The sequence below is a fragment of the Halomicrobium katesii DSM 19301 genome (genome assembly GCF_000379085.1).
GTDB lineage: Archaea > Halobacteriota > Halobacteria > Halobacteriales > Haloarculaceae > Halomicrobium > Halomicrobium katesii.
The window spans coordinates 532,319-551,355 of sequence record NZ_KB905379.1; the positions used below are offsets into that span (position 1 = coordinate 532,319).

The 19,037-nt window shown below is 61.5% G+C and carries 25 protein-coding genes and 1 pseudogene; 24 read left to right on the forward strand and 2 right to left on the reverse strand.

The genetic code is table 11. The annotated features are described in order from the left end of the window. Nucleotides 1–111: 111 nt before the first annotated feature. The 4 genes from HALKA_RS0118150 (at nucleotide 112) to HALKA_RS21205 (ending at nucleotide 2,299) form a co-directional block, all read left to right on the forward strand. Nucleotides 112–303 carry a hypothetical protein gene (locus HALKA_RS0118150; protein ID WP_018259329.1) on the forward strand — a complete coding sequence of 64 codons (192 nt, stop codon included), beginning with the start codon at nucleotides 112–114 and terminating at the stop codon, nucleotides 301–303. Continuing rightward, on the forward strand, nucleotides 300–929 hold the full coding sequence (locus HALKA_RS21200) for a hypothetical protein (RefSeq protein WP_155119462.1): 630 nt from the start codon (nucleotides 300–302) through the stop codon (nucleotides 927–929). The genes HALKA_RS0118150 and HALKA_RS21200 overlap by 4 nt, the downstream gene beginning before the upstream one ends. A gap of 270 nt (nucleotides 930–1,199) precedes the next feature. Further along, the gene (locus tag HALKA_RS0118155) at nucleotides 1,200–1,790 is read left to right on the forward strand and encodes a site-specific integrase (protein ID WP_018259330.1); all 591 of its coding nucleotides are present in this window, start codon (nucleotides 1,200–1,202) and stop codon (nucleotides 1,788–1,790) included. Nucleotides 1,791–1,858: 68 nt separating this feature from the next. Then, nucleotides 1,859–2,299, forward strand: a complete 441-nt coding sequence (locus tag HALKA_RS21205) for a hypothetical protein (protein ID WP_155119463.1) — start codon at nucleotides 1,859–1,861, stop codon at nucleotides 2,297–2,299. 198 nt (nucleotides 2,300–2,497) lie between these two features. Here HALKA_RS21205 and HALKA_RS21210 read toward each other — a convergent pair whose 3' ends face one another. Next, nucleotides 2,498–2,659 carry a hypothetical protein gene (locus HALKA_RS21210; protein WP_018259332.1) on the reverse strand — a complete coding sequence of 54 codons (162 nt, stop codon included), beginning with the start codon at nucleotides 2,657–2,659 and terminating at the stop codon, nucleotides 2,498–2,500. 188 nt (nucleotides 2,660–2,847) lie between these two features. Between HALKA_RS21210 and HALKA_RS0118170 the strand changes: the two genes are divergently transcribed. The 15 genes from HALKA_RS0118170 to HALKA_RS0118240 are packed head-to-tail and all read left to right on the forward strand — an operon-like array spanning nucleotide 2,848 to nucleotide 12,952. Next, nucleotides 2,848–3,027 (forward strand): hypothetical protein, encoded by a 180-nt coding sequence (locus HALKA_RS0118170; RefSeq protein WP_018259333.1) that lies wholly within the window; start codon nucleotides 2,848–2,850, stop codon nucleotides 3,025–3,027. Then, the gene (locus HALKA_RS0118175) at nucleotides 3,024–3,521 is read left to right on the forward strand and encodes a hypothetical protein (RefSeq protein WP_018259334.1); all 498 of its coding nucleotides are present in this window, start codon (nucleotides 3,024–3,026) and stop codon (nucleotides 3,519–3,521) included. The genes HALKA_RS0118170 and HALKA_RS0118175 overlap by 4 nt, the downstream gene beginning before the upstream one ends. Beyond that, nucleotides 3,518–4,105 carry a hypothetical protein gene (locus HALKA_RS19850; protein WP_018259335.1) on the forward strand — a complete coding sequence of 196 codons (588 nt, stop codon included), beginning with the start codon at nucleotides 3,518–3,520 and terminating at the stop codon, nucleotides 4,103–4,105. Before HALKA_RS0118175 ends, HALKA_RS19850 begins: the two co-directional genes overlap by 4 nt. A gap of 6 nt (nucleotides 4,106–4,111) precedes the next feature. Beyond that, nucleotides 4,112–4,597: a hypothetical protein gene (locus tag HALKA_RS0118185; protein ID WP_026190414.1), complete on the forward strand. Its 486-nt coding sequence runs from the start codon at nucleotides 4,112–4,114 to the stop codon at nucleotides 4,595–4,597. 40 nt (nucleotides 4,598–4,637) lie between these two features. Next, nucleotides 4,638–5,093: a hypothetical protein gene (locus tag HALKA_RS0118190; protein ID WP_018259337.1), complete on the forward strand. Its 456-nt coding sequence runs from the start codon at nucleotides 4,638–4,640 to the stop codon at nucleotides 5,091–5,093. Beyond that, nucleotides 5,093–5,644, forward strand: coding sequence for a hypothetical protein (locus tag HALKA_RS21215; RefSeq protein WP_018259338.1), 552 nt, complete (start codon nucleotides 5,093–5,095; stop codon nucleotides 5,642–5,644). Before HALKA_RS0118190 ends, HALKA_RS21215 begins: the two co-directional genes overlap by 1 nt. Beyond that, complete coding sequence (locus HALKA_RS21220) at nucleotides 5,641–5,928, forward strand: hypothetical protein (protein ID WP_018259339.1); 288 nt, start codon at nucleotides 5,641–5,643, stop codon at nucleotides 5,926–5,928. Before HALKA_RS21215 ends, HALKA_RS21220 begins: the two co-directional genes overlap by 4 nt. Before the next feature lie 58 nt (nucleotides 5,929–5,986). Beyond that, complete coding sequence (locus tag HALKA_RS0118205) at nucleotides 5,987–6,370, forward strand: hypothetical protein (protein WP_018259340.1); 384 nt, start codon at nucleotides 5,987–5,989, stop codon at nucleotides 6,368–6,370. After that, a complete protein-coding gene (locus HALKA_RS22210) occupies nucleotides 6,360–6,494 on the forward strand; it encodes a hypothetical protein (RefSeq protein WP_018259341.1) in 135 nt (44 codons plus the stop codon). The genes HALKA_RS0118205 and HALKA_RS22210 overlap by 11 nt, the downstream gene beginning before the upstream one ends. Next, nucleotides 6,491–8,302 carry a hypothetical protein gene (locus HALKA_RS0118215; protein WP_018259342.1) on the forward strand — a complete coding sequence of 604 codons (1,812 nt, stop codon included), beginning with the start codon at nucleotides 6,491–6,493 and terminating at the stop codon, nucleotides 8,300–8,302. Before HALKA_RS22210 ends, HALKA_RS0118215 begins: the two co-directional genes overlap by 4 nt. Further along, on the forward strand, nucleotides 8,295–8,759 hold the full coding sequence (locus HALKA_RS0118220; protein WP_155119464.1) for a hypothetical protein: 465 nt from the start codon (nucleotides 8,295–8,297) through the stop codon (nucleotides 8,757–8,759). The genes HALKA_RS0118215 and HALKA_RS0118220 overlap by 8 nt, the downstream gene beginning before the upstream one ends. Further along, nucleotides 8,756–9,106: a hypothetical protein gene (locus HALKA_RS0118225; RefSeq protein WP_018259344.1), complete on the forward strand. Its 351-nt coding sequence runs from the start codon at nucleotides 8,756–8,758 to the stop codon at nucleotides 9,104–9,106. The genes HALKA_RS0118220 and HALKA_RS0118225 overlap by 4 nt, the downstream gene beginning before the upstream one ends. After that, nucleotides 9,103–9,459, forward strand: a complete 357-nt coding sequence (locus HALKA_RS0118230) for a DNA replication complex GINS family protein (RefSeq protein WP_018259345.1) — start codon at nucleotides 9,103–9,105, stop codon at nucleotides 9,457–9,459. Before HALKA_RS0118225 ends, HALKA_RS0118230 begins: the two co-directional genes overlap by 4 nt. Next, the gene (locus tag HALKA_RS0118235) at nucleotides 9,443–11,404 is read left to right on the forward strand and encodes an ATP-binding protein (protein ID WP_018259346.1); all 1,962 of its coding nucleotides are present in this window, start codon (nucleotides 9,443–9,445) and stop codon (nucleotides 11,402–11,404) included. The genes HALKA_RS0118230 and HALKA_RS0118235 overlap by 17 nt, the downstream gene beginning before the upstream one ends. A 3-nt stretch (nucleotides 11,405–11,407) precedes the next feature. Next, entirely contained in the window at nucleotides 11,408–12,952 is a 1,545-nt protein-coding gene (locus tag HALKA_RS0118240; RefSeq protein WP_026190415.1) for a hypothetical protein, read from the forward strand. Between the two features lie 570 nt (nucleotides 12,953–13,522). On the opposite strand, the gene HALKA_RS22065 is transcribed toward HALKA_RS0118240, so the two are convergent. After that, complete coding sequence (locus HALKA_RS22065; RefSeq protein ID WP_018259349.1) at nucleotides 13,523–13,963, reverse strand: hypothetical protein; 441 nt, start codon at nucleotides 13,961–13,963, stop codon at nucleotides 13,523–13,525. 1,035 nt (nucleotides 13,964–14,998) lie between these two features. Between HALKA_RS22065 and HALKA_RS22070 the strand changes: the two genes are divergently transcribed. From HALKA_RS22070 to HALKA_RS22410, 5 genes and pseudogenes are all read left to right on the forward strand, one after another. Further along, the gene (locus HALKA_RS22070) at nucleotides 14,999–17,200 is read left to right on the forward strand and encodes a hypothetical protein (RefSeq protein ID WP_018259350.1); all 2,202 of its coding nucleotides are present in this window, start codon (nucleotides 14,999–15,001) and stop codon (nucleotides 17,198–17,200) included. Next, nucleotides 17,200–17,508, forward strand: coding sequence for a hypothetical protein (locus tag HALKA_RS0118260; RefSeq protein ID WP_018259351.1), 309 nt, complete (start codon nucleotides 17,200–17,202; stop codon nucleotides 17,506–17,508). The genes HALKA_RS22070 and HALKA_RS0118260 overlap by 1 nt, the downstream gene beginning before the upstream one ends. Further along, nucleotides 17,508–17,837: a hypothetical protein gene (locus HALKA_RS0118265; RefSeq protein ID WP_018259352.1), complete on the forward strand. Its 330-nt coding sequence runs from the start codon at nucleotides 17,508–17,510 to the stop codon at nucleotides 17,835–17,837. Before HALKA_RS0118260 ends, HALKA_RS0118265 begins: the two co-directional genes overlap by 1 nt. A gap of 96 nt (nucleotides 17,838–17,933) precedes the next feature. Beyond that, nucleotides 17,934–18,320 (forward strand): helix-hairpin-helix domain-containing protein, encoded by a 387-nt coding sequence (locus HALKA_RS0118270; protein ID WP_018259353.1) that lies wholly within the window; start codon nucleotides 17,934–17,936, stop codon nucleotides 18,318–18,320. 288 nt (nucleotides 18,321–18,608) lie between these two features. Then, nucleotides 18,609–18,986, forward strand: a pseudogene (locus HALKA_RS22410) (PAS domain S-box protein); the annotation flags it as partial. Between the last annotated feature and the right edge of the window lie 51 nt (nucleotides 18,987–19,037).

A 19,037-nucleotide genomic window follows, 5' to 3' on the forward strand; every position in this document is an offset into this window, starting at 1 on the left:
TGATCATTCTCAAAACAAGAGACAACACCAACAGCAACCCGGCTTAGTGAGGGATCATAGATCGGCAGTCAAACAAAAGATATAAATCTACCTGTCACGTTCTTCACTTCCATGCTACTCAGCAGCTTCCTGTATTTCATCGGTGTTGTCGGGGGAATAGGAGGGATAATCGTCGCGATGAAGGAGACGATATCTGTAAGTCCAACTATCGGGATCTTGACTCTACTAGTATCTATTGCCATTCTTTGGATTGGCGTGTTGTTAGAATCTATTGAGGAGAGCTATTTTGCCGCTGGGGCATGACAGGAAGTCCAGTAATTGTTCTTGGAATTGCTGGATCGGTCATATCGTTGGGAATGGTGATTTCTGCTAATATATTTTATACCAAGATTGGGACATATCATCCAGTGAACTCACTCCATGATGAGAACAAACCGAATACTGAACCAGGATATCTCAAAATACTAAAATTATCTATATATAACTTCATCATTGCAATTTCAGTCACCGGATTGATTTTTATATATACTGCGTTTCCAATTGGTGGTGAAAGTCTGTTTGGGCTCACTCAGGGAAAGGCACTAATAATGGCATCAATAGTCATGAATTTTTCAATCCGTGTTTGTTCCCTGAGCGAGCTTACGTCCAACACTATATTTGACAGATCTATCAGCTTCGGATATTCATTTATACTAAGCATCTATTTCCTATCTTTCTTTGCAGCTAGTGTTTATTTATTAGAGAATAACTTCTCTGTTGATCGACTTGTGATTAATTCTATACCTTCAGGAGAACTGTCTGTCATATTATTATTAGTAATCTTCGGACCTATAGTCTCTTCAGTCGCTAGTGAATTGATATTGGCTATTACTGGTGTTGATGACGATAGAAAAGATGAATTTTCAAGAGAAGATATGAGCATCCTCTAAGAGTCGAGCCTGTACGACTACTTGCTCTCCTCAGTATATACGGTAGAAAATTATTCGTCGTTCGGAGACCCGAACAGCATCGTGATCACAAGGATAGTCTGATCATAAACATAGATCTCCACTCACTTCCTGAAACGAGCCCGCTACAGTCTTACCGACTTGTTAAACAAGTCGTAACAGACTCCCCGATTTTCACTCGGTACACGGGGTGCCGCCGGCCCGATCACGCCGTTCGCTATTGTTTTAGTAACGGATCCTGAAGGAACCGTTATGCGAATCGAAGCGACAGCGGGCAACGAACACAAGGTCTGGCTCACTGACAGCGAGATCGAGGACCTTCGGCGGGCAACGAACAGCCAGCGCGACGACCTCATCATCCAACTCGGCGCGTTCGTCGGCCTGCGCGCCTTCGAGATCCCGCAGGTCCGGCCCGTCGACGTCAAGCAAAGCGAAAGCGGCCAGTACCGCCTCCGGGTACGGGCAGGAAAGGACACGGCCGGCAACGGTGGGAAGCCTCGTGATGCCTATCTGCCCGATCGCGTCGAGCGAGACCTTCAGCGCTTCCAGAATGAGCACAACATCGCACCGAAAGACCCCTTCGTCGACCTCACCCAGCCCGGCGTCCGGGCAGTAATCCGACGGACAGCCCAACGTGCAGCTGACGCGACCGGCGACGCGGACTTCGAGAAGGTCTCGACGCACGATCTCCGACGGCGCTTCGCACAGAGACTCCTGGTCGACCAGCAAATGAACCCACGCGTCGTGATGGCAGTGGGGGGCTGGGATAGCTTCGCCGCTATCGAGCCGTATCTCAACGCGCCGAGCGAGGAAGTGATCGACGAGGCATTTGCGGATTTATAGCTTTCAACACTGTCAGCAGGTGATCTGGTTGGAAAGATACAACTATTTTCAACGTGATTTAGTTGTCAATGTCTGTTGGAAATCTCAAGGCCGCAAAAGATTTTCATCGGGTCGTGTATTTGCCTGCATTTGGATTTGGACTAGTATACCAAAGTACAACGAACAAATTGCTAATTCTTGCTGCTGTACTTTATTTGATGATTGCTGCTTATCTTGACCCATGGATAAGACAAATTGAGAACACAATCAAAAAAAGCAGTGTGCGGAGGCTAGAGGAATTATTTGATGAAGTTTCTGCTAAACTCACCAGAAATAGGAATATCGCAGTTGTTCTGGTACTAATTGGGTATTTTGGATCGTTCGTGTTGTATGCATTCTTCCTAACCAGAACGGCGATCATAATCTTGGCAGTGTTTCAGGCGATCTTCGCTTTCCGACTTTTTTATATGATGATAGGAATAGCAACTTCTATCGACATAATTCAGAATGTCCGGGACGATCGTAATTGAGGAGATTTCCTACCGAAGATTCATTACTTGGAGGGACAGTCTGCAACACGGAAAGGCCGCCTCGCGACGTCTCTTTCGTGGATCGGTCGATGCCTACTCGCGGACTGCCACATCCCACAGTGACAACCGCCGATCGGGACCGTCGAGGCGGTGGCTATGCGGTTGGCGACTGTCCTGAAAGGTTTTCTGGAGAAGGGGTCAGTCGAGCCGGACGATGAAGGTTCCCTCGTCGGAGTCGTGGTCGATCGCGACTTCGTCTCCCTGGTCGACGTCGAACTGTTCGAGGAGACCTTTCGGGATCGAGACGCCGGCACACCCGTTCCCCAGGTCGGTGACGGTCCGCGAGTAGGGCTTCTGCATAGACAGGTATGCTGTTGCGATACTGAACAAAAAGCATTGTCACCGGAATCAGCTAATCCTCAGCGGATTACCAGCGAATCCTCAGCTGATCCTCAGCTAACTAACAGCTAATTATTTCGATGCTTTATCCACGGGGCCAGTGGCCCGCGGTGTCCGCGGCCGTTGGTCGCGGAGGTGTACCCCTACCCATGCGACACGACGACTCTGGTGGCGAAGATCCACCGGACGGCGCGGCTCGATCCGCGCTGCGGAACTGGCGTATCGACTGGTTCAACATCGACGAGCGTCGCCGCGCGCGGTCTCGTCGAGAGGCCGGCGGCGCGAGCCGCGACCTCGCCGGCGAGATGCTGGCCGGAGGCGGTCTGTGACTCTCGTCTCCGTCGACGGCGTTCGCCGATCGGATCTCTCAGTTCTCGGCTGGGCGGCAATCGCGGGCGCGAGCTGTCTCGCGCTCTGGACGCTCGTGGCTGGCGTCGAGGTCCTACTCTACGGCGACAGAGTCGGAGATCTCGTGATCGGCGGCGTACTGACGGTGGTCCTCCTGGGCTTCGCCCAATCTGAGGCAGCTCCGGAAATCGAAGGGACGTGTCAGCACTGCGGCGAGAGCATCCGCACGCAGTCCAACCGCGATGGCGTCGACGAAGTCGTCGAGGTCATGTCGACCGTATCGCCCCGTCGGGCGGCGATCGGTCCGCTCTCGGTCGTACTGCAGACGAGGACTGGCGAGTGGCTCTATTGCTGTGGCGACTGCGCCCAAGCAGACCAGGACCGACGGCAACTGACCGAGCGGCCTGACGACGGCCACGAACAGACAGACGACCAGGGCACGCTCCGGCCCGCAACGGAGCACTCAGATTCATGATCGGACACACTACGGACGGCTCGAATCGCTCTCAAACGCTTGCGGTGCTGCTGGCAACGCTCGTCGGCCTCAGCATGGTGGTGATGGCCGGCGGTGCCGTCGCCCAGACGACCGAGACGGCAACGCCAACGCCAACCTCGAACTCGGATGAACTGGCTGACGAAACTGTCTCAGTCGACAACGACACGCAGGAAGTCTACCTCAAGGTGACCAACACGAGTGGTGACACGGTCGACTACGTCGTCTACGGTATCGACGAAGGGATCACCACCGAGGTCAACACCGGGACAATCTCGGCGACCGCGGGCAACTCGACCGAAACGACGTTCGCGGCCGACACGGACTCCTACGACTCCTACCGGTTCGTCGTGAACCAGGACCCGGACGACGGTGACAACGAATCGGTCGAGTCAGTCGAAGTGGGCGAGATCGTCACCCAGTCGTCTGATGGCGGCGGCGCGATCTTCGCTGGTGGCGGTGGCGGACTCCTCACGCCGATGAACCTCCTGATCGCGGTACTCATCTTCGCCGGAGCGTACCTCCTCGGGGTCTTCGACCCGGTGAAACGACGGATCTCGGGGTGATCGCGGATGTCTTCGTCAGATGACGCTGAGCTGAAGTTGGGCGAAGGAGGCGGGACTGAAACCCTGACTGGGATCACCAACTTCCTCCAGGACGACGGGAGTGCTGGGAAGGTCCTGAGCGCGTCGTTTATCGGTCTCGTGGTCTCGCCGTTCGTCGCGTTCGCGGATGTCGTCCAGGCGATCGGGACGTTCTTCGCCAAGCCGTTCTCGGGCGCTGGAGAGGCGATCAGCGCACTCCTCGCAGGGCTGTTCGAGGCACCGGGAGACCTGCTCGATGCCGGCGCGGACATCACGGAGACCGCGTTACGGACGGCACTGGGCGAGACACTGGCAGGGATCATCGCGTTCCCGCTGACAGTCGGTCTGGTGGTGCTCGGTCTCTACATAGTCACACTGTACCTCCGCGAAGATGAGACCGGAGATACCCTTCCGGGTGTGCCGGTAGATATCCCGTTCGTGGGGGTCGAAGAGGAGGACACGGTCGACGAATGAAAACTCCCCAGCCCCACCACGCCGGTCGAGGTGACCCTCGATGAGCGACAGCGACGGGGGGCTGACGGACTACCTCAACGAACAGGAAGGCGACAGTACGTTCTCCGTCAACGGGACTGAGTACACACTCGTCGACACGAACAACCCGGTGAACTGGGCACGAGTCGGGACGGCGATCACGCTGTCCGGCATCGCGACGATCTCGGTGATCTTCCAGGAGTTCGTCGACACCTGGTTCGGCGGCATCGAGGACATCATCAGAGGTGCGGCGAGCTGGGTCGGCGAGGTAAATCCGGAGAGTGCCAGCGGTTCCGGCGTCCTCGGAGAACTGTTCGTGCCGCTGCTCCGGTGGTACCGCGAGGGCCTCTGGGAGGCGAGTCTGGAGACGTTCGGTGTCTTCGGCTACCTCGTCGCGGTCGGTATCACGCTGGTATCGATCGGCATCGTCGTGATCGGATTCCGACGCGCCGGGCAGCGCCTGGCGGGAGGGCGCTGATGTCGGCGTCTGGCTCGGACGACGGGTCCGTGTTTGACCCGTGGGAGTACCTCCCTGGCGGCGACGGAAACTCAGACACGGAGGACGACCCCGGATCTGTCGAGTCGGTGAGTCCGTTCGATCAGAGCACGATCGACGTGCTGCAGACGTTCGGCTCGTCACCGGTCGGGTTCATCTTCGGGGTGGTGCTGACGCCGATCCTGAACGGCATCGAGGGCGTCGTCAGGCTCATACTTTACTACCTCAACCTCGTCGCCTTCGGCGACTCGCGTGCATCGACGGATGGGACACTCGGGCTCGTCGACGTGCCGAGACTCGCGAGCGGGGCCATCATCGAGGCGGGCAACCTGATCGGCGAGCCGATCCTCAACGAGGCGATCGACCCGCTCGTCGACGGACTGATCGGAATCGGTGACTGGGCCGGTCCGTGGGGGCTCCTCGGCGCGGCGATCGCGCTGGTCGTGATCGTCAACCTGTACGCCGCGACGCTCCGGAAGGCCCTGGAGATCGTGCTCGACCTGATTCCCGGTGGAGGTGCAATTCTCGAATGAACGATTGGCTGAAGCATCCGGTGACGGCTGCGACGGCAACCGCGGGGACGCTGTTCAGCGTGTTCCAGCTCGATGTCATCACGGTGTTGCTGACGTGGGGCTGGGGCAACCTCGGACAGCTGTTCTACATGGCGACGCTGCTGGTCAGCTCGTCGTCGATCCTGCCGGTCTCGCAGACGACCGTCGCGAAGGTCGTCGGAGCGCTGGCGTTCCTGCTGCTGCTGAAGCTCGGTATCGAGGCGCGCAAGCAAGTCAACAACCGACTTGAGGAGACTGAATCATGACACACAACGACACTGAACGGACGTATCGACAGACGACGGCAACGTGGAGGGGTCCCTGATGGCGGGATCGATCGGCATCGCGACGGTGACCGGCTGGGTCATCATCGGCCTCGTCGCCTACATCCTGGGTGAGTACACCTCCGTCCTGGCGAAGGTCGCCGGCGGCGCGAAGATCGCGGGCTACGGCGTCACGCGGTTCAAGGGACGGCCAGCCCGCCAGACGGCGCTGGGCCTCGGCGGCTTTTTCGGTGGGATCTACGCCGGCGGGTTCCTCTGGGCGGCAGCGGCGTCGTTCCTCGGTGCCAGCGCCGCAGCTGGTGGCGCGGTCGCCTGGGGCCTGACCGCCAAGGAGGTGATTGTCGTGTTCCTGGCCGCGCTGGTGGTCGGACTGGCGCTGTACACGGGAGCAGCGGCTGAGGAGGCGGTCGACGATGCAGATTAACGTCTCCGGCTTCGGAGCGGTCGTGCTGGCCGCTGTGATCCTTCTGGCCGCGGCACTGCTGGTCGCCCCTGATGCGACGACGAGCTACGTGAACGGCATCGCGAGCGCACTCACTGGAGGATGAGACACGTGCGCCCCTACTCCAACGGAGGTGGTCGCGTCGCGATCGCCGCGGTAAGCATCGTCGTCCTGGTCGTCACGATCTCGGTGGTCGGGCTGGCGACGCCCGCATCGGCGGCCGTGACGACCGACCCACTACAGGCAGAGGCGAACGACTCCAGCAACGAGACGGCCGTCAACTGGACGGCTCCGGGGCCGTTCGGCATCGATGAGCTACGGACCGGCGGCCAACAGGTCAGCAGCAGCGGCTCACAGGGGCCGCCCGCGTCGACGCGGATGCTCGGATCGGGTGGCATGGTACTCAAGAAATTGCCCATCAATCCCGCACAGAACTCGTATCAGCCGGTCCAGCAGAACGAACGTCTCGAAACGGACTACCTGCTGGCCTACACGTCGGCCTTTGCCGACGCCGTCGGTGACTACGAGTTCGTCGTCGTCTGGTACCAGCCCGAGACGACGCGCATCAACGGTACTCAGCGCACCTACGCGGCGAACCAGACCATCCAGCGCATCGGCTTCGAGGCAGACAGCGGCTACTCCGCGTCCCGACTGAAGCTACAGTCACACTACGACGAGACGTGGCAGGCGACGGCGTGGATCGAAAAAGATGGACAGCGCGTCGACGGCGCGCGGTGGCGATTCAGCCATCAGACGAACCCGCTGACGGCGAGCCCGGCGTATCCGACAACCTCGAAGGGCGACCTCTGGCGGTGGGGCGCGCTGAACCTGATGCTGCCGGCGATTGCCGGAATCCTCTTTTCGGGGATCGCCGCTCGGCACGTCCTGTCGCGGACGATCGTTGGCTCACTCAAGGGCATCAGCTACTGGGCTGTCGTCGTGGTGGTCCTCGTGGGCATCGCGGCGCTCCTGGCCACGTGGCAGACATCGATCATCCTGGCGAACGCGCCGGTGGTGGTCGGGCTGTTGATGGGGCTGTTGGCCCTGCCGGTGATGCTCTCGATTCGCGATTCGGACCTCTCCCGCGCGGGGTTCTTCCGACGCGCCCTCCGCCGGGATGCGATCAGTCCAGGCGGCGATCAGACTGTCGGGACCCGACGGGTCGAAAACAAGATCAAGAAGGTCTATCGCCACGGTGAGGACCTCTATGCGCCCGTTGCCGGCATTCGGCCGATGCTGGCCCGCTACTGGGCAGACCCGGCGAGCATCCCCACTGAGGACTGGGAGAGCTACGACTCCGGCGACGGCGATCTCGACCAGCTGTTCGAGGTCGATCCCGAGGCCGACGAAGTGCTCACCCACCGGCCGGCGCGACTCAAGTTCGCGCCGTCGCTCTCGGTCGAGGTCGACGACGAAGACCTCGCCGACCCGCCGGAGAAAGAGGGCATTGCGGCCCTTCCAGCGGCGATCAACGCGGCGCTATCGAACTTCGTGAAGCGCCGGAACTGGCGGTTCATCGGCATCGCACTGGGCGGTGGCGCGGCCGTCTACGGGGTGACGATGGCGTTCTTGGGCGCACCGCTGATCGCCGGCGGGCTCGCACTGCTGCCGGCGCTGATCGAGGGCCACGAGGCCCGCGACGGCGAACTCAACGTCGAGTGGGGACCCTCGCACTGGAACGATGTCCAGGCACAGGTCCAGACCGAGCGCCAGGAGTACGAGGAGCGCCGGACCTTTGACCAGGTCCTCGAAGCCGTCACCGACCTGGAATGGGGCGAACACGAGAAAGGCCAGCAGATCGTCGAGCGGGTCCGCTCGGAGATCGCGAAGGCGCTCGACGAGGAGCACGGCGGCAACCAGCCGTCGACTGACTCGACGGACTCGCCACCACAGCGAGGTGTCGGCGATGACTGAAGCCGTCGCTGATCCGGTGGCAGAGGACGGCCATCACGCCCTCAAGTGGCTCGAAGGCGACGAGACGGGCGAGAATCGCTCGTTCGCCGCGGCACTGGACTCGCTGCGAGCCCAGCAGCGCCATCTCCAGCAGTCGCTTCGCGACGGCTTCGGCGGCCGGCGCGAAGTGCTGGAGTGGTGCCACGCCGTCGACGTGGTCTCGGTCGGCGAGACGCCGTCGGACTGGCACAGTGACCTCGCTCGCGACCGCTGGCGGATGGCCTGCCTCATGGCAGATCCGGACGACCGCGAGACGATCTGCCAAGAGGTGCCGACCGACGAGACGACGATCCAGTCGGTCCGCCGGAAGCTGATTCGGCAAGTGCTGACCCCAGCCTTCCAGCGGGCGCTGGAGACGCTGCGAGAGCGCGTGTCAGAGTTTTCGGACACGGACGGTGTTCGGACGCGACGCGGATGAAACACGTCGCAGGGCGGCCACGGCTCCACCAGCGAGCCGTCGAACAGCACTGTCTCCTCCGCGCCACGTTGCGGGAGCCGCCCCGCGTCGAGGCGGAGGTGATGGCCTGGGCGGAGGATATCATCCACGCGACCGAGGGGCACCTCGACAACGGATTCGTCGAGACGGTGCTGGATCGCCACGGCGAGTGGTGGCACAGTCTCACGACCGGCCCGTCGGTCCGGCTGGAGTGGCTGCTGGCCGACGAGGTGTTCCCGGCAGTGAACGCGACGCTCTCGGAGCTGGCGACCAACGGCAACGAGCTCGCGGAGACTGCCGGTCGTCGGCGGGGGGTGCCGGAGGGATGACGGATCTCGATATCGAAGATATCCGGGCCGCTCGCGCCAGAGAACAGGATCAGTCGTCACTCGTGGAGTTAGGCGACCCGACTATCTTCGATCGCCTCGACGACGCCGTCGACGCCGACGAGATCGACGCGGATCGGTCGTTCGAACTGGCGACCGAACTGGCTGACGAGCGAGCTGCGAAGATACTCCAACTCGCCTCGCTGAACGCGGCCGGGATGACCGTCAACTGGGACGGGGTGGCTGACGACGAGCGCGCCCTCGTCGACGACCTCGTGGCCCGGATCGAGGAGTGGCGCGAGTCGATCCTGCCGGACCCCCACCCGGATGAGGGCGGTGATGACGGTGGCGAGTAAGGCTGATATCGCGGACCGGTTCGCTCGCTATCTCCGCTGGGAACTCGCCGACGACCTCGCGCTGCTGGCTCAGCAGTATCCCGACGCGACGGAGTTGGTACTGGACTGGACGGACCTCGCCCGGTGGGACCCGTCGCTGGCTGAGGACATCCTCGACGCGCCCGATTCGATGTTCGACCACATCGAGGAAGCCGTCCGACGGGTGCCGCTCCCGATCGACCTGAAACTCGGACAGGCGACGGTCCAGTTCAAGAACCTGCCAGAGTCGCACACGACGGCAGCAGGCGAGTTCTCGCCCAGCGAGCGCCGGGCGCAACTGCTGGCGTTCGAGGGCCAGGTCGCCAAGCGGACACAGGTCAAACCGCGGCTGGTGAAAGGGGCTTTCGAGTGCCAGCGATGCGGGACACTCACCCGAATCCCGATGCGTCCGGGGGCCTACCTTGAGCCTCACGAGTGCCAGGGCTGTGAGATGCAGGGGCCGTTCCGGATCAACGCCGACCAGAGCGTCTATCAGGACTATCAGAAACTCCTGCTGGAGAATCCGGGCAGCGCCGCGATGGGCGGCGATACGGCTGATATCACCGTCCACCTGAATGGCGGGCTGGCCGGAAACGCGGCGATCGAGAGCTGTCAGGACGTGGTTGTCGTCGGCGAACTGCAGTTTCGCGGCGGCGGCCCGACTCCGAGCCCGGAGGTCGTCGCGAACAGCATCGAGGCGTCTGGCCAGTCCTATCAGGACCAGGAGTTCACGGCCGAGCAACGGGCGCTGTTCGAGCGGCTTCGAGAGCGCCCCGAGTCGTTCGATATCGGGACGAAAAACCCGTCGACGGCCGACGTGTTGATGGCCGCGGCCGCGCCGAAGTTCGTCGCCGGGTCCCATCCACGCGATCGGCAGGTCGTTCGCGGGCTCGTGCTACAGTTGGTCTCGGGCTCGACGTTCGACGCCGCCGACGGCTCGCACTACCGCGGGGACATCCACGTCCTCTTGCCGGGTGATCCCGGCACGGGCAAGTCGGTCCTCGCGAAGTGGGCGGCGGCCGTCTCGCCCCGGTCAGCGTTCGCCTCTGGTGAGCGCGTCAGCGGCCCCGGACTCACGGCAGCGGCGGTGAAAGACGACTTCTCCGATGGCGGGTTCTCGATCGAGCCGGGGGTGCTGGTCCGATCCCACGAAGGGCTGGCCGTCGTCGACGAACTCGACAAGGCCGGCGAGGATGCGATCGAGAAGATGCACTCGGCGCTGGCTGACCAGATCGTCCCGCTGTCGCTGGCAGGCCAGTCGATGACGCTCCCGGCTGAGTGTGGCTTACTCGGCGTGGCAAACCCCCGCGGCGGGCACTTCGCCGGAGACGAGCCGCTCGTCGACGCGCTCGCGCTGGAGAGCCCGCTGCTGTCCCGGTTCGATCTCATCATGCAGATGCGATCGAAACAGGACCGAGAGCACGTTCGGGAGCTGGCGGAGTCGATGCTTCGGACGTGGTTGGCAGCGCTGAAAGACGCGACCGATCAGCGCCTCGACGACCAGGAGGCCGACGCGATAGACCCGATCCTCTCCATCGAGGAGTACCGGTCGATCATCGTTCGAGCCCGGCAGTTGCATCCGACGCCGGCGAACGACGCCGTCATCGAGGAACTGGCCGAGTGGTTCGAGGAGCAAAAGATGGCGCTGCCGGAGCGCTATCGCGACGCGCTCGCCGATGCCGACGGCCAGTATCGCGGGCCTCCGGTCCCGGTGACGGCGCGGAAACTCGGCGCTGCCCGACGACTGGCACAGGCCAGCGCTCGGGCGAACCTTCGCGACGAGATCACGCTCGACGACGTGGCCGTCGCGAAGGAAATGGTGAGCCGGGCGCTGGCCGATCTGGATATCCCGATCGTCTACAACGCCGGCCTGAACGGCGGCGATGTCCAGCACCGCGAGACGACTGAACTCTCAGGACTGAGCTAAAAAATGTCATACAACGAAAATCCAGACGGAGACGGATTTACAGTAGAAACGCAACAGGGACAGCCGATCGTCGCCGGGATGGACGCGCCGGGATCGTACCCGACTGACGCCGAGGAGATCCGGCAACGGCTCGATATCCCAGCGTTCGACCCCGAAGCGTTTGTCCCACGCGAGGGAGCGGCGCTGTCGGGTGTCTACCCCGATATGCTGATCCACGTCGCGGACGGCGCTGCAGGCCCGTCGACGGTGACCAGTCCGGGCGCGAGCCTGACGATGGTCGAAGCTCCGAAGGGGTCGGGCAAATCGACAGCGGCCGACCAGTTTGCCACGTACCAAATGGCGTACAACGACGAGCGGATCGTCCGAAACGGCCGGCAGAACACCTCTGAATGGCGTCGTGTCAAGGACTGGACGACGCTGTGGCTACCCGAGGGCGTCGAAGTCGACGGGCGGTGGATGGAAGCCGTCGATCGCGACGCGCCCGAGCCCGACGATCTCGTGCGCGCGGTGCGCTACTACTCGGACGTGTCCGATCTGGTCGAGCGACTCCAAGACCACCCGAAAGGGACGTACAACGTCGTATATCCCGACCCGCTGTTCCGTGGTTGCCACGAGGCAGTTTCGCAGGCCGACACCACCGTCCAGCAGCCTCAGTTCACGCCGAAGACCGAGGACAACCCGACGCCGGCCTCTCACTGGTGGTTCGGGTTCATCGCCGCTCGAACGTTCGAGGGCGTTCGCGTCGACGCTGACGGGGAGCGCAACTGGATGACGGCCTACATCGACGAGTTCGGGATGCTGGCTCCAGAGAGCGCCAGCGGCGGCGAGAAAGGCCACTACACGTACGAACTCGTGAAGATCATGTCCGATATCGCCAAGGAGGGACGGAAGGCAGGGCTGTCGATCGTCGGCTTCGCCCACCACGAGGAGGACGTTCACAACCACTGGCTCAAGGAGTTTGATTACTGGATCGAACTCTCGAACAAAGAGCGAGGGAACCGGACGGCAAAGAGCGAAGCCCCGAAGCCGTTCCGTGACATCGAACAGGATCAAGACCTGCTGTCCACTCGACCCCGCGGCTTCGGCCTGTGCTACAACGGGAGCCGCTTCTCGGAGTTCCAGTTCTCCGACCTGGGCTACCCGCACGGCACGCCGGAGTTCCAGCTACGGCTCGGCATCCCGTCGACGGTCGCGATCGAGGCCGGCGAGTCCGAGATGCTCGTCGATGATATCGAGATCGCAACCGACAGCGCCGGGCAGCCATCGTTCGTCGAGGAGTACCGCGCCGCTGCTGGAGCGGTCCACGAGCTTCGCGTACTCGCGCCCGGGTGTGGGGTCGTCGACCTCACTGGCGACGAACCTGAGATCATTGAGAGGCTGTCCAGCCCCTACGAGGAGGGGAGCTTCCCGACCAACCCGATCCGAAAGACCGACGCGGCATTCGATCTCGTGTTCGAACTCGACAGCGGCGACGAGCTGGTCGCGGCTCGAATCCCACGCTCAACCGGAGCGACTGCCACCGATCACCGTGGGGTGGCCGATGACTGACCCGTTTGCCGCCCTCGAACCCACCCGAAAAGCTTCTCGACGCCACGGCGTCGCCGCGCCGGCAGCAGCCGGCGGCGGCCGGTCCGGGCGGCGGTGGCGACTCGAATCGGTTTCAACTCAGAATACTGAGCCTCGGTGCGCGCGCGTATCAGGAACAGGAACGGAAGGGGGGACCCCCCGGATCACCGATTCTGGAGGTTTTGCATGAACGCCGACAACATTCCACTGACACGAGAACAGATGACGATCGTCGGCATGGCGGTCGCAGTGATCGCCGTCACAATCGCGTCGCCGATGCTGTTGGCTCCGTCGACGAGCCCGGCGACGGACGGCGCGAACAACGGCACTGTCTACACTGACACTGCCCCGGCAACAGCAACGCCAGCAAGCGACGACACGGACAATACCAACGATCGGATCGAGGAGTTGAACAACGACCGACGGCAGCCAAGTACGAACCTCTCGCAGGTGCCGGACTCGCACGTGGACGCGAACGGGTCCGAGCCGCCCGTGTCGGCGTCGACGGGTGCCCAGACGTTGCGGGTATCGACCACGTCGATCGATGGTGAGTCAGCGCTGAACCTGACCGACAGCCGCCAGCACGACGGACGCTGGGTATCGGTCTCGACAGAGTGGCTCGAATCTGAGTATGGAACAGTCCCCGATGTCGTCGGTGTTGCACACGAGAGTGGGGATACGTACTCCGAGCCCGTCCACGCCCGCAACGGGAAGGCGGTGTTCTGGGTGCGCGGGTTCTCGACGAACATCGTCACGTTCGGCGGCGTGCTCAAGATCTCCGGCCAGCCTGCCGCGACCGGCACGACGCACCTCTACGAGGTCCAAGAACTGGACAGTGCGACTGATCCCGAAATCCAGCTGACCGGCCAGGTCAACAGCGAGCGGGACACGAAGCAGGTCCTCAACGCCGCAAACGGCGAGTCGATCCCGCTGTCGGTCGCTGGGAACCTCCAGCCACAGAATCCGGAAGTGACCTTCACCGGCATCGAGCAACAGTCGACTGATGCCAGTCTGTTCTCGTCGACGTTCAGCGATAGTGATTCGACGACCTACTCGGTCGACGGCAACTCAGATGCGACTGATGTCTCTGTGACGTTCTCCGGCAAGTCATCCACGAACAGCGAGGTGGTCTCAAAAACCGCGCTGTCGAATGGCGAATCGTTCTCTTATCAAGTTGGTGGAAACACCCAGACAAAGGACGCGAGCGTGACGTTCACAGGAGATTCATCAGCAACGGATCAGACCGATAGCGGTAATGATCTGTCGCTGTCTGCAACAGAATCAATCGATATTGGCGGTAATCTTGACCCCACGGGGCCGTCAGGAAACAACAATCCAGAGTTAACTCTCTCGCCAGCTCCAGATAGCAAATCTGAATTGGATAGCTCTGGGTCCGATAACCCTCTGTGGGGGTATGATGCAGGGGAGGATGTGTATTATAAAGGCGAGTATGGGATCAAAAGCGTCCCTCCCTCTATTGATTCGGTGACGGTTGATATTCCAAATTCGGAAACTAATGGACATACAACAATTATCGACGTTTATGTGGACTCGGGGATGCCGGACGGCTCCCCCACCGATGGGACGTTAGTCACGTCGGGCCACTCGGTTTCCTCGGGGGTATCTGGAGAGTACACAATACCGTTTGATACCTATGAGCCCTCTGGAGAGAATATCCATATATCATTTGTAACAACATCGTCCGGAGCAGAGGCGGCTGGCGAGACAGAAAAATACTATATTGACGGTAGAGATGTCTCGGAGGAGCGGGTTTGGAGAGTAAACAAATACGGAGACGCGAAACTATCTCGACAGGGAGCAATCAAAGTCTCCGGATCGGGAGCGACCAACGTAGAGGTAACTGCAAGTGATGGTACAAGCCATAGTTTCGGCACAATCACAACAAAAGAAACAGCAAGTTATCCGATATCGGCGGGTGTCTCCTCGATAGATATCAGCGGGACTGGAGCGGTTGATTATACGCTCGACTACTCGGAACGGACCGCTACGGAAGATCCGTCAATCGACGTGGACGGCGACGGGACTGACGAGGCAAGTCACAACGGCGTTCTCACGAGCGGCCAGACGGCGACGAAATCGATATCGAACCTCTCGCCGGGCTCGAAGACGGCCGCGATCTCGACGAGCGCCTCTCAGACTGATGTGACGATCGACCTCACGGAGACAACCGCGACCAAGGACCCAGCTGTCGATATCGACGATGACGGCCAGTCAGAGGCCAGCTACGACGGCGTGCTACTGGACGGCGAGAACGTCACGCGCTCCGTCGAGAACGTCCCGTCTGGAACACAGACGGCGACCGTCTCGACGGGCCACAAAGTCGGCGTCACCGCCGGCTCGACGGTCCGAACGGTCACCGAGGACCCGACGCTGGACATCGACGGCGACGGGCAGCCTGAGGCTGAGCACCTCGGAAAGCTCGCCGACGATGAGACCAAGACGGTCCAGATCTCCGAGTTCGATCGCAACGTGACAAGTGCCACGGTCGGCACGAACGAGGGCGTCGTCGACGTTGATCTCGGCTACACTGAGCGTGTCGTCACCGAGAATGCGGGCGTGATCGTCAACGGCAACCCAGTCCGGATGGACGGCACGCTCAGTCAGGACGACACGACGACGCTGACGGCGGACTCCGCGTGGCTGCAGTCTGGCGAGAACAACGTGACGGTCGTGGCCGGCGACGGTGATCTCTCGACCGACGCGCCGAAGCCGACGGTCGCGATCACCTACCAGCACGACCTGACGACGCGACGGACGGTCACCTTCGAAGACGAAGCGTTCAGCGAGCGCTACAATATCTCGCGAACGTACCTCTCCAGCCGTGAGGAGGCGACGCTGACGATCCCACACGCGGAGAACATCATCTCGTTGCGGACCCTCGAAGCGCGGATCGGCGAGTCCGGCGGCTGGACGACGATCCCCGACTCCGCGCTGACGATGGACGGCACCAGCGCCGTGATCGATGTCGCCGCGCTGACCGGCGGGACCGTCGACGCTGACACGACCGTCGAGATCCGGTCGACCGGTTCGAAGGTGAATGTCCACAACGGCACGGTCACTGTCGTCGAGACGACGCCCGTCGGCTACGATCTCGACTCGCGGCTCCGGCTCGACTCCTGGTCGTCGGACTCCTACATCAGCGTCCGCAACACGAGCCAGGCAGAGCTACTCCACTACGGCGCGAACGAGAGTTACACCGCCGAGTCCGACTACGCGGAACTCTCGACGAGCCACGGCCAGCGTGTCCACTTCCCAGCTGCGACGAGCGGCAGCGAGGTCGGCCTCAAGACCGTTCCGCTGAAGCTCTCTCCAGCGAACGGCACGATCCGGGCGAGCGTGCCCGAAGACCAGACGAATGCCACCGCTCCCGTGTTCTCCGTCTCGCCCGGTGACCGTCGTGGCGACGCGTTCGGTGTCGAGTACACCGGAGCGTCCGATGGCTCCTGGTACGGTGTCTACGAGGTCGACACGACCAAGCGATTCGACCGCGCCCAGGGCCAGCAACAGATGGCCGTCCCGACGGACGATATCGACTCGCTGATCCGCGTCAAAACGGCTCCAGCCCCGAGTTCGGACCCTGAACCCGCGAGCTCTATCTTCGAGGCTGCGTCGGAAGGGAACTTCCTCGAACTGTCGCTGCTCTTCGGCGGCGTCGCACTGCTGATCGTCGTCGGCCGCCGTCCCGAACGATCCCGTGCCGGTATCGACTCGATCGCTCAGCGGGCGGGCGCGCTGGTCGAGCGTGTCCCGCGAGGAGATCTGCTGTCCGGTGTGGTTGAAGCAGCCATCACGACCGTCGGCGACGCGATCGTCACGGTCGGTGAGAACGAGGTCCTGACCGCTGCGGTCGGACTGGCGACGGTCGCGATGGCGATCCAGTCGGGCCTGCTACAGATCGGTCCGGAGGCCGGCGCGATCGGGACCGTCGCCGCGATCGCCATCGGGTCGCTGCTGGTGTTGATCCGATCCAACGAGTTCACGACGGCGCGGTGGCTCGGGATCGTCGGGGTGTCGGCCGTGGTCGCACTGCAGGCACTCGGGCAGGGCGACCTGCTGACGACGCTCGTCGAGTCCGACGCGTTCGTGCTGGTGCTGATCCTGGTCGGCTACGTCGTCATCCAGCTGGTCCGCGAATACCGGGCGAACAACTCGCCCGACGACGATCGCCCACAGGTCAACATCGTCGCCGACCGGGGCGGTGACAAGTAATGCAGTTCGAGTGGTTCAGCATCCTGACGGGGGAGATCGGCCGCTCCGCAGCGCTGGTCGTGGCGGTAGTGTACGGCGGGCTCAAGTTCCGCCGGATCAGCGCCCTCCTCAGCGGGATCGTCGGGGCGATCGGAACGGCCGCGACGATCGGGGCGGTGGTGATCGGCGCACTCGTCTTGGGGATGGCGACGGGCTGGGTCTCGATCGACCTCGGACAGATGCTCTCGGATCTCTGGACCGGCGGCACCGCGTTGTGGGACACCGCTGGGAAGCACGTGTTCGAGTGGGTCTCCAAGGAGGTGATCTGATGAGCTTGGAGGGCCTCGACGAGCCGCGTCGTCGGTACCTGAACCTCTCGGACACGGAGCGGATCACGCTCCTCGAAGTCGCCCGCTACGAGGCAGGGCCGATGCCGCCCTTCGGGGGGGTGCTGCTGGAGTCGGTCCGCGAGTGGACGGAGTTGTCGGAGGGTCGGTTCTGGGACTACGGGGTCTCGCCGCTCCTTGAGGCCGGACTGATCGAGTCGCACGCGGACGGCCAAGCGAAGCGGTTCACCCTCACCGACGAAGGCCAGCGAGTGCTGGCCGGCGGTCGAGACGCGCTTACGGACGTGCTGGAGGGACTGCCAGATGAGTGATCTTGATTCAACTGATCTGGTCGCCTGCGTACGCTGTGCTGCGGAACCGGCCGAAGGGTGGTGTCCGGCGTGCGGTCGACGCCGAGGAGGGAGAGCATGGTAGATCCGTGGCTGGTCGTCGCGGTGATCTGGGCAGTTGCAGCCATCACGGCGGAGTATGACCTCCTGCTACGGGTCGCGGATCGGCTCGATCCTCCAGAACTCGAACCGTCGCCGATCGACGAAGCACACGAAGCGTACTTCCAAGACCGGATCGACGAGGACGAGCTGGAGCGTCGGCTCGAGATCCTCGTCGACGACCGGGCGAAGACGATCCGTGACATGGCTGACGACACCGACGGGATCGGCGAAGAGTTCTCTCGAGACCTTGCACGGGAGTTCGAGACGGTCGCGGAACTCCAGGGGGCGGACGTTGACGACCTGCAGGAGATCGACGGGATCGGCGAGAAGAAGGCGAAGAAGCTGCGCGAACAGTTGGACTAACAGTAGATGGTAGTCCAGTTTCTTTATTCAGAATCAGCCGCGAAACCGGCGGTCAGTACATGTATAGACCGCTCAGAGGGCACTGTCTAGTTGATCGAGGCAATTCGGGAAATTACCGTAATTTCTCTCTCATTGGGGTCTAACTCGGACAGTAAAGTAGTTCTATCAACATGTACACGTTTGAGTTACGGTAAGTAGGAAACCGCCGATAGCTGAACTAGACAGTGCCGACGTGACCCATATTCCAAACATAAGTGTTATTAAGTCCAGACACTATATTATTAATAGATGGAATCGAAGACGACGCCAGAGCCCGCTGTAGCGCTTCCAACGGAGTATGAATCACTCTGTATTGGAATTACAGTACACGATCCACAGACGGGACACATTCTAAACGCAAACCAAAGAGCGGAGGCAATACTCGGATATAATCTTGAGCGCCTCCGACAAATGCAGATAAGCGAATACACTGCGCGCACATACGTTCACTCTAGCGATGAGTTCCTCGCTCAACTTAGATCAGTTATCAACGACGGCCACCAGCAGTTACGATGGCGCGTTCAGCGTGAAAACGGGGAGCTCCGCTGGGTTCGGTTCCATTTTGCGAAATTCGAAGTTGACGGTCAAACGTGTGTCCGCGCAGAACTCAGGGATGTCACGGAACTTCATGAAGCGACGCATCACAGAAGTTTGTTACGGCGAGTTCTTAGACATAAT

Bases quoted from the DNA above. Each gene is read 5' to 3' on its own strand.
- HALKA_RS0118155 (WP_018259330.1), top strand. From the start codon at position 1,200: ATGCGAATCGAAGCGACAGCGGGCAACGAACACAAGGTCTGGCTCACT.
- HALKA_RS0118185 (WP_026190414.1), top strand. From the start codon at position 4,112: ATGTCTTCGTCAGATGACGCTGAGCTGAAGTTGGGCGAAGGAGGCGGG.
- HALKA_RS0118260 (WP_018259351.1), top strand. From the start codon at position 17,200: ATGCAGTTCGAGTGGTTCAGCATCCTGACGGGGGAGATCGGCCGCTCC.
- HALKA_RS22210 (WP_018259341.1), top strand. From the start codon at position 6,360: ATGCAGATTAACGTCTCCGGCTTCGGAGCGGTCGTGCTGGCCGCTGTG.
- HALKA_RS21215 (WP_018259338.1), top strand. From the start codon at position 5,093: ATGTCGGCGTCTGGCTCGGACGACGGGTCCGTGTTTGACCCGTGGGAG.
- HALKA_RS0118270 (WP_018259353.1), top strand. From the start codon at position 17,934: ATGGTAGATCCGTGGCTGGTCGTCGCGGTGATCTGGGCAGTTGCAGCC.
- HALKA_RS21220 (WP_018259339.1), top strand. From the start codon at position 5,641: ATGAACGATTGGCTGAAGCATCCGGTGACGGCTGCGACGGCAACCGCG.
- HALKA_RS21210 (WP_018259332.1), bottom strand. From the start codon at position 2,659: ATGCAGAAGCCCTACTCGCGGACCGTCACCGACCTGGGGAACGGGTGT.
- HALKA_RS0118225 (WP_018259344.1), top strand. From the start codon at position 8,756: ATGAAACACGTCGCAGGGCGGCCACGGCTCCACCAGCGAGCCGTCGAA.
- HALKA_RS0118205 (WP_018259340.1), top strand. From the start codon at position 5,987: ATGGCGGGATCGATCGGCATCGCGACGGTGACCGGCTGGGTCATCATC.
- HALKA_RS0118240 (WP_026190415.1), top strand. From the start codon at position 11,408: ATGTCATACAACGAAAATCCAGACGGAGACGGATTTACAGTAGAAACG.
- HALKA_RS0118235 (WP_018259346.1), top strand. From the start codon at position 9,443: ATGACGGTGGCGAGTAAGGCTGATATCGCGGACCGGTTCGCTCGCTAT.
- HALKA_RS21200 (WP_155119462.1), top strand. From the start codon at position 300: ATGACAGGAAGTCCAGTAATTGTTCTTGGAATTGCTGGATCGGTCATA.
- HALKA_RS0118150 (WP_018259329.1), top strand. From the start codon at position 112: ATGCTACTCAGCAGCTTCCTGTATTTCATCGGTGTTGTCGGGGGAATA.
- HALKA_RS0118220 (WP_155119464.1), top strand. From the start codon at position 8,295: ATGACTGAAGCCGTCGCTGATCCGGTGGCAGAGGACGGCCATCACGCC.
- HALKA_RS0118230 (WP_018259345.1), top strand. From the start codon at position 9,103: ATGACGGATCTCGATATCGAAGATATCCGGGCCGCTCGCGCCAGAGAA.
- HALKA_RS0118215 (WP_018259342.1), top strand. From the start codon at position 6,491: ATGAGACACGTGCGCCCCTACTCCAACGGAGGTGGTCGCGTCGCGATC.
- HALKA_RS0118190 (WP_018259337.1), top strand. From the start codon at position 4,638: ATGAGCGACAGCGACGGGGGGCTGACGGACTACCTCAACGAACAGGAA.
- HALKA_RS21205 (WP_155119463.1), top strand. From the start codon at position 1,859: ATGTCTGTTGGAAATCTCAAGGCCGCAAAAGATTTTCATCGGGTCGTG.
- HALKA_RS19850 (WP_018259335.1), top strand. From the start codon at position 3,518: ATGATCGGACACACTACGGACGGCTCGAATCGCTCTCAAACGCTTGCG.
- HALKA_RS0118265 (WP_018259352.1), top strand. From the start codon at position 17,508: ATGAGCTTGGAGGGCCTCGACGAGCCGCGTCGTCGGTACCTGAACCTC.
- HALKA_RS0118170 (WP_018259333.1), top strand. From the start codon at position 2,848: ATGCGACACGACGACTCTGGTGGCGAAGATCCACCGGACGGCGCGGCT.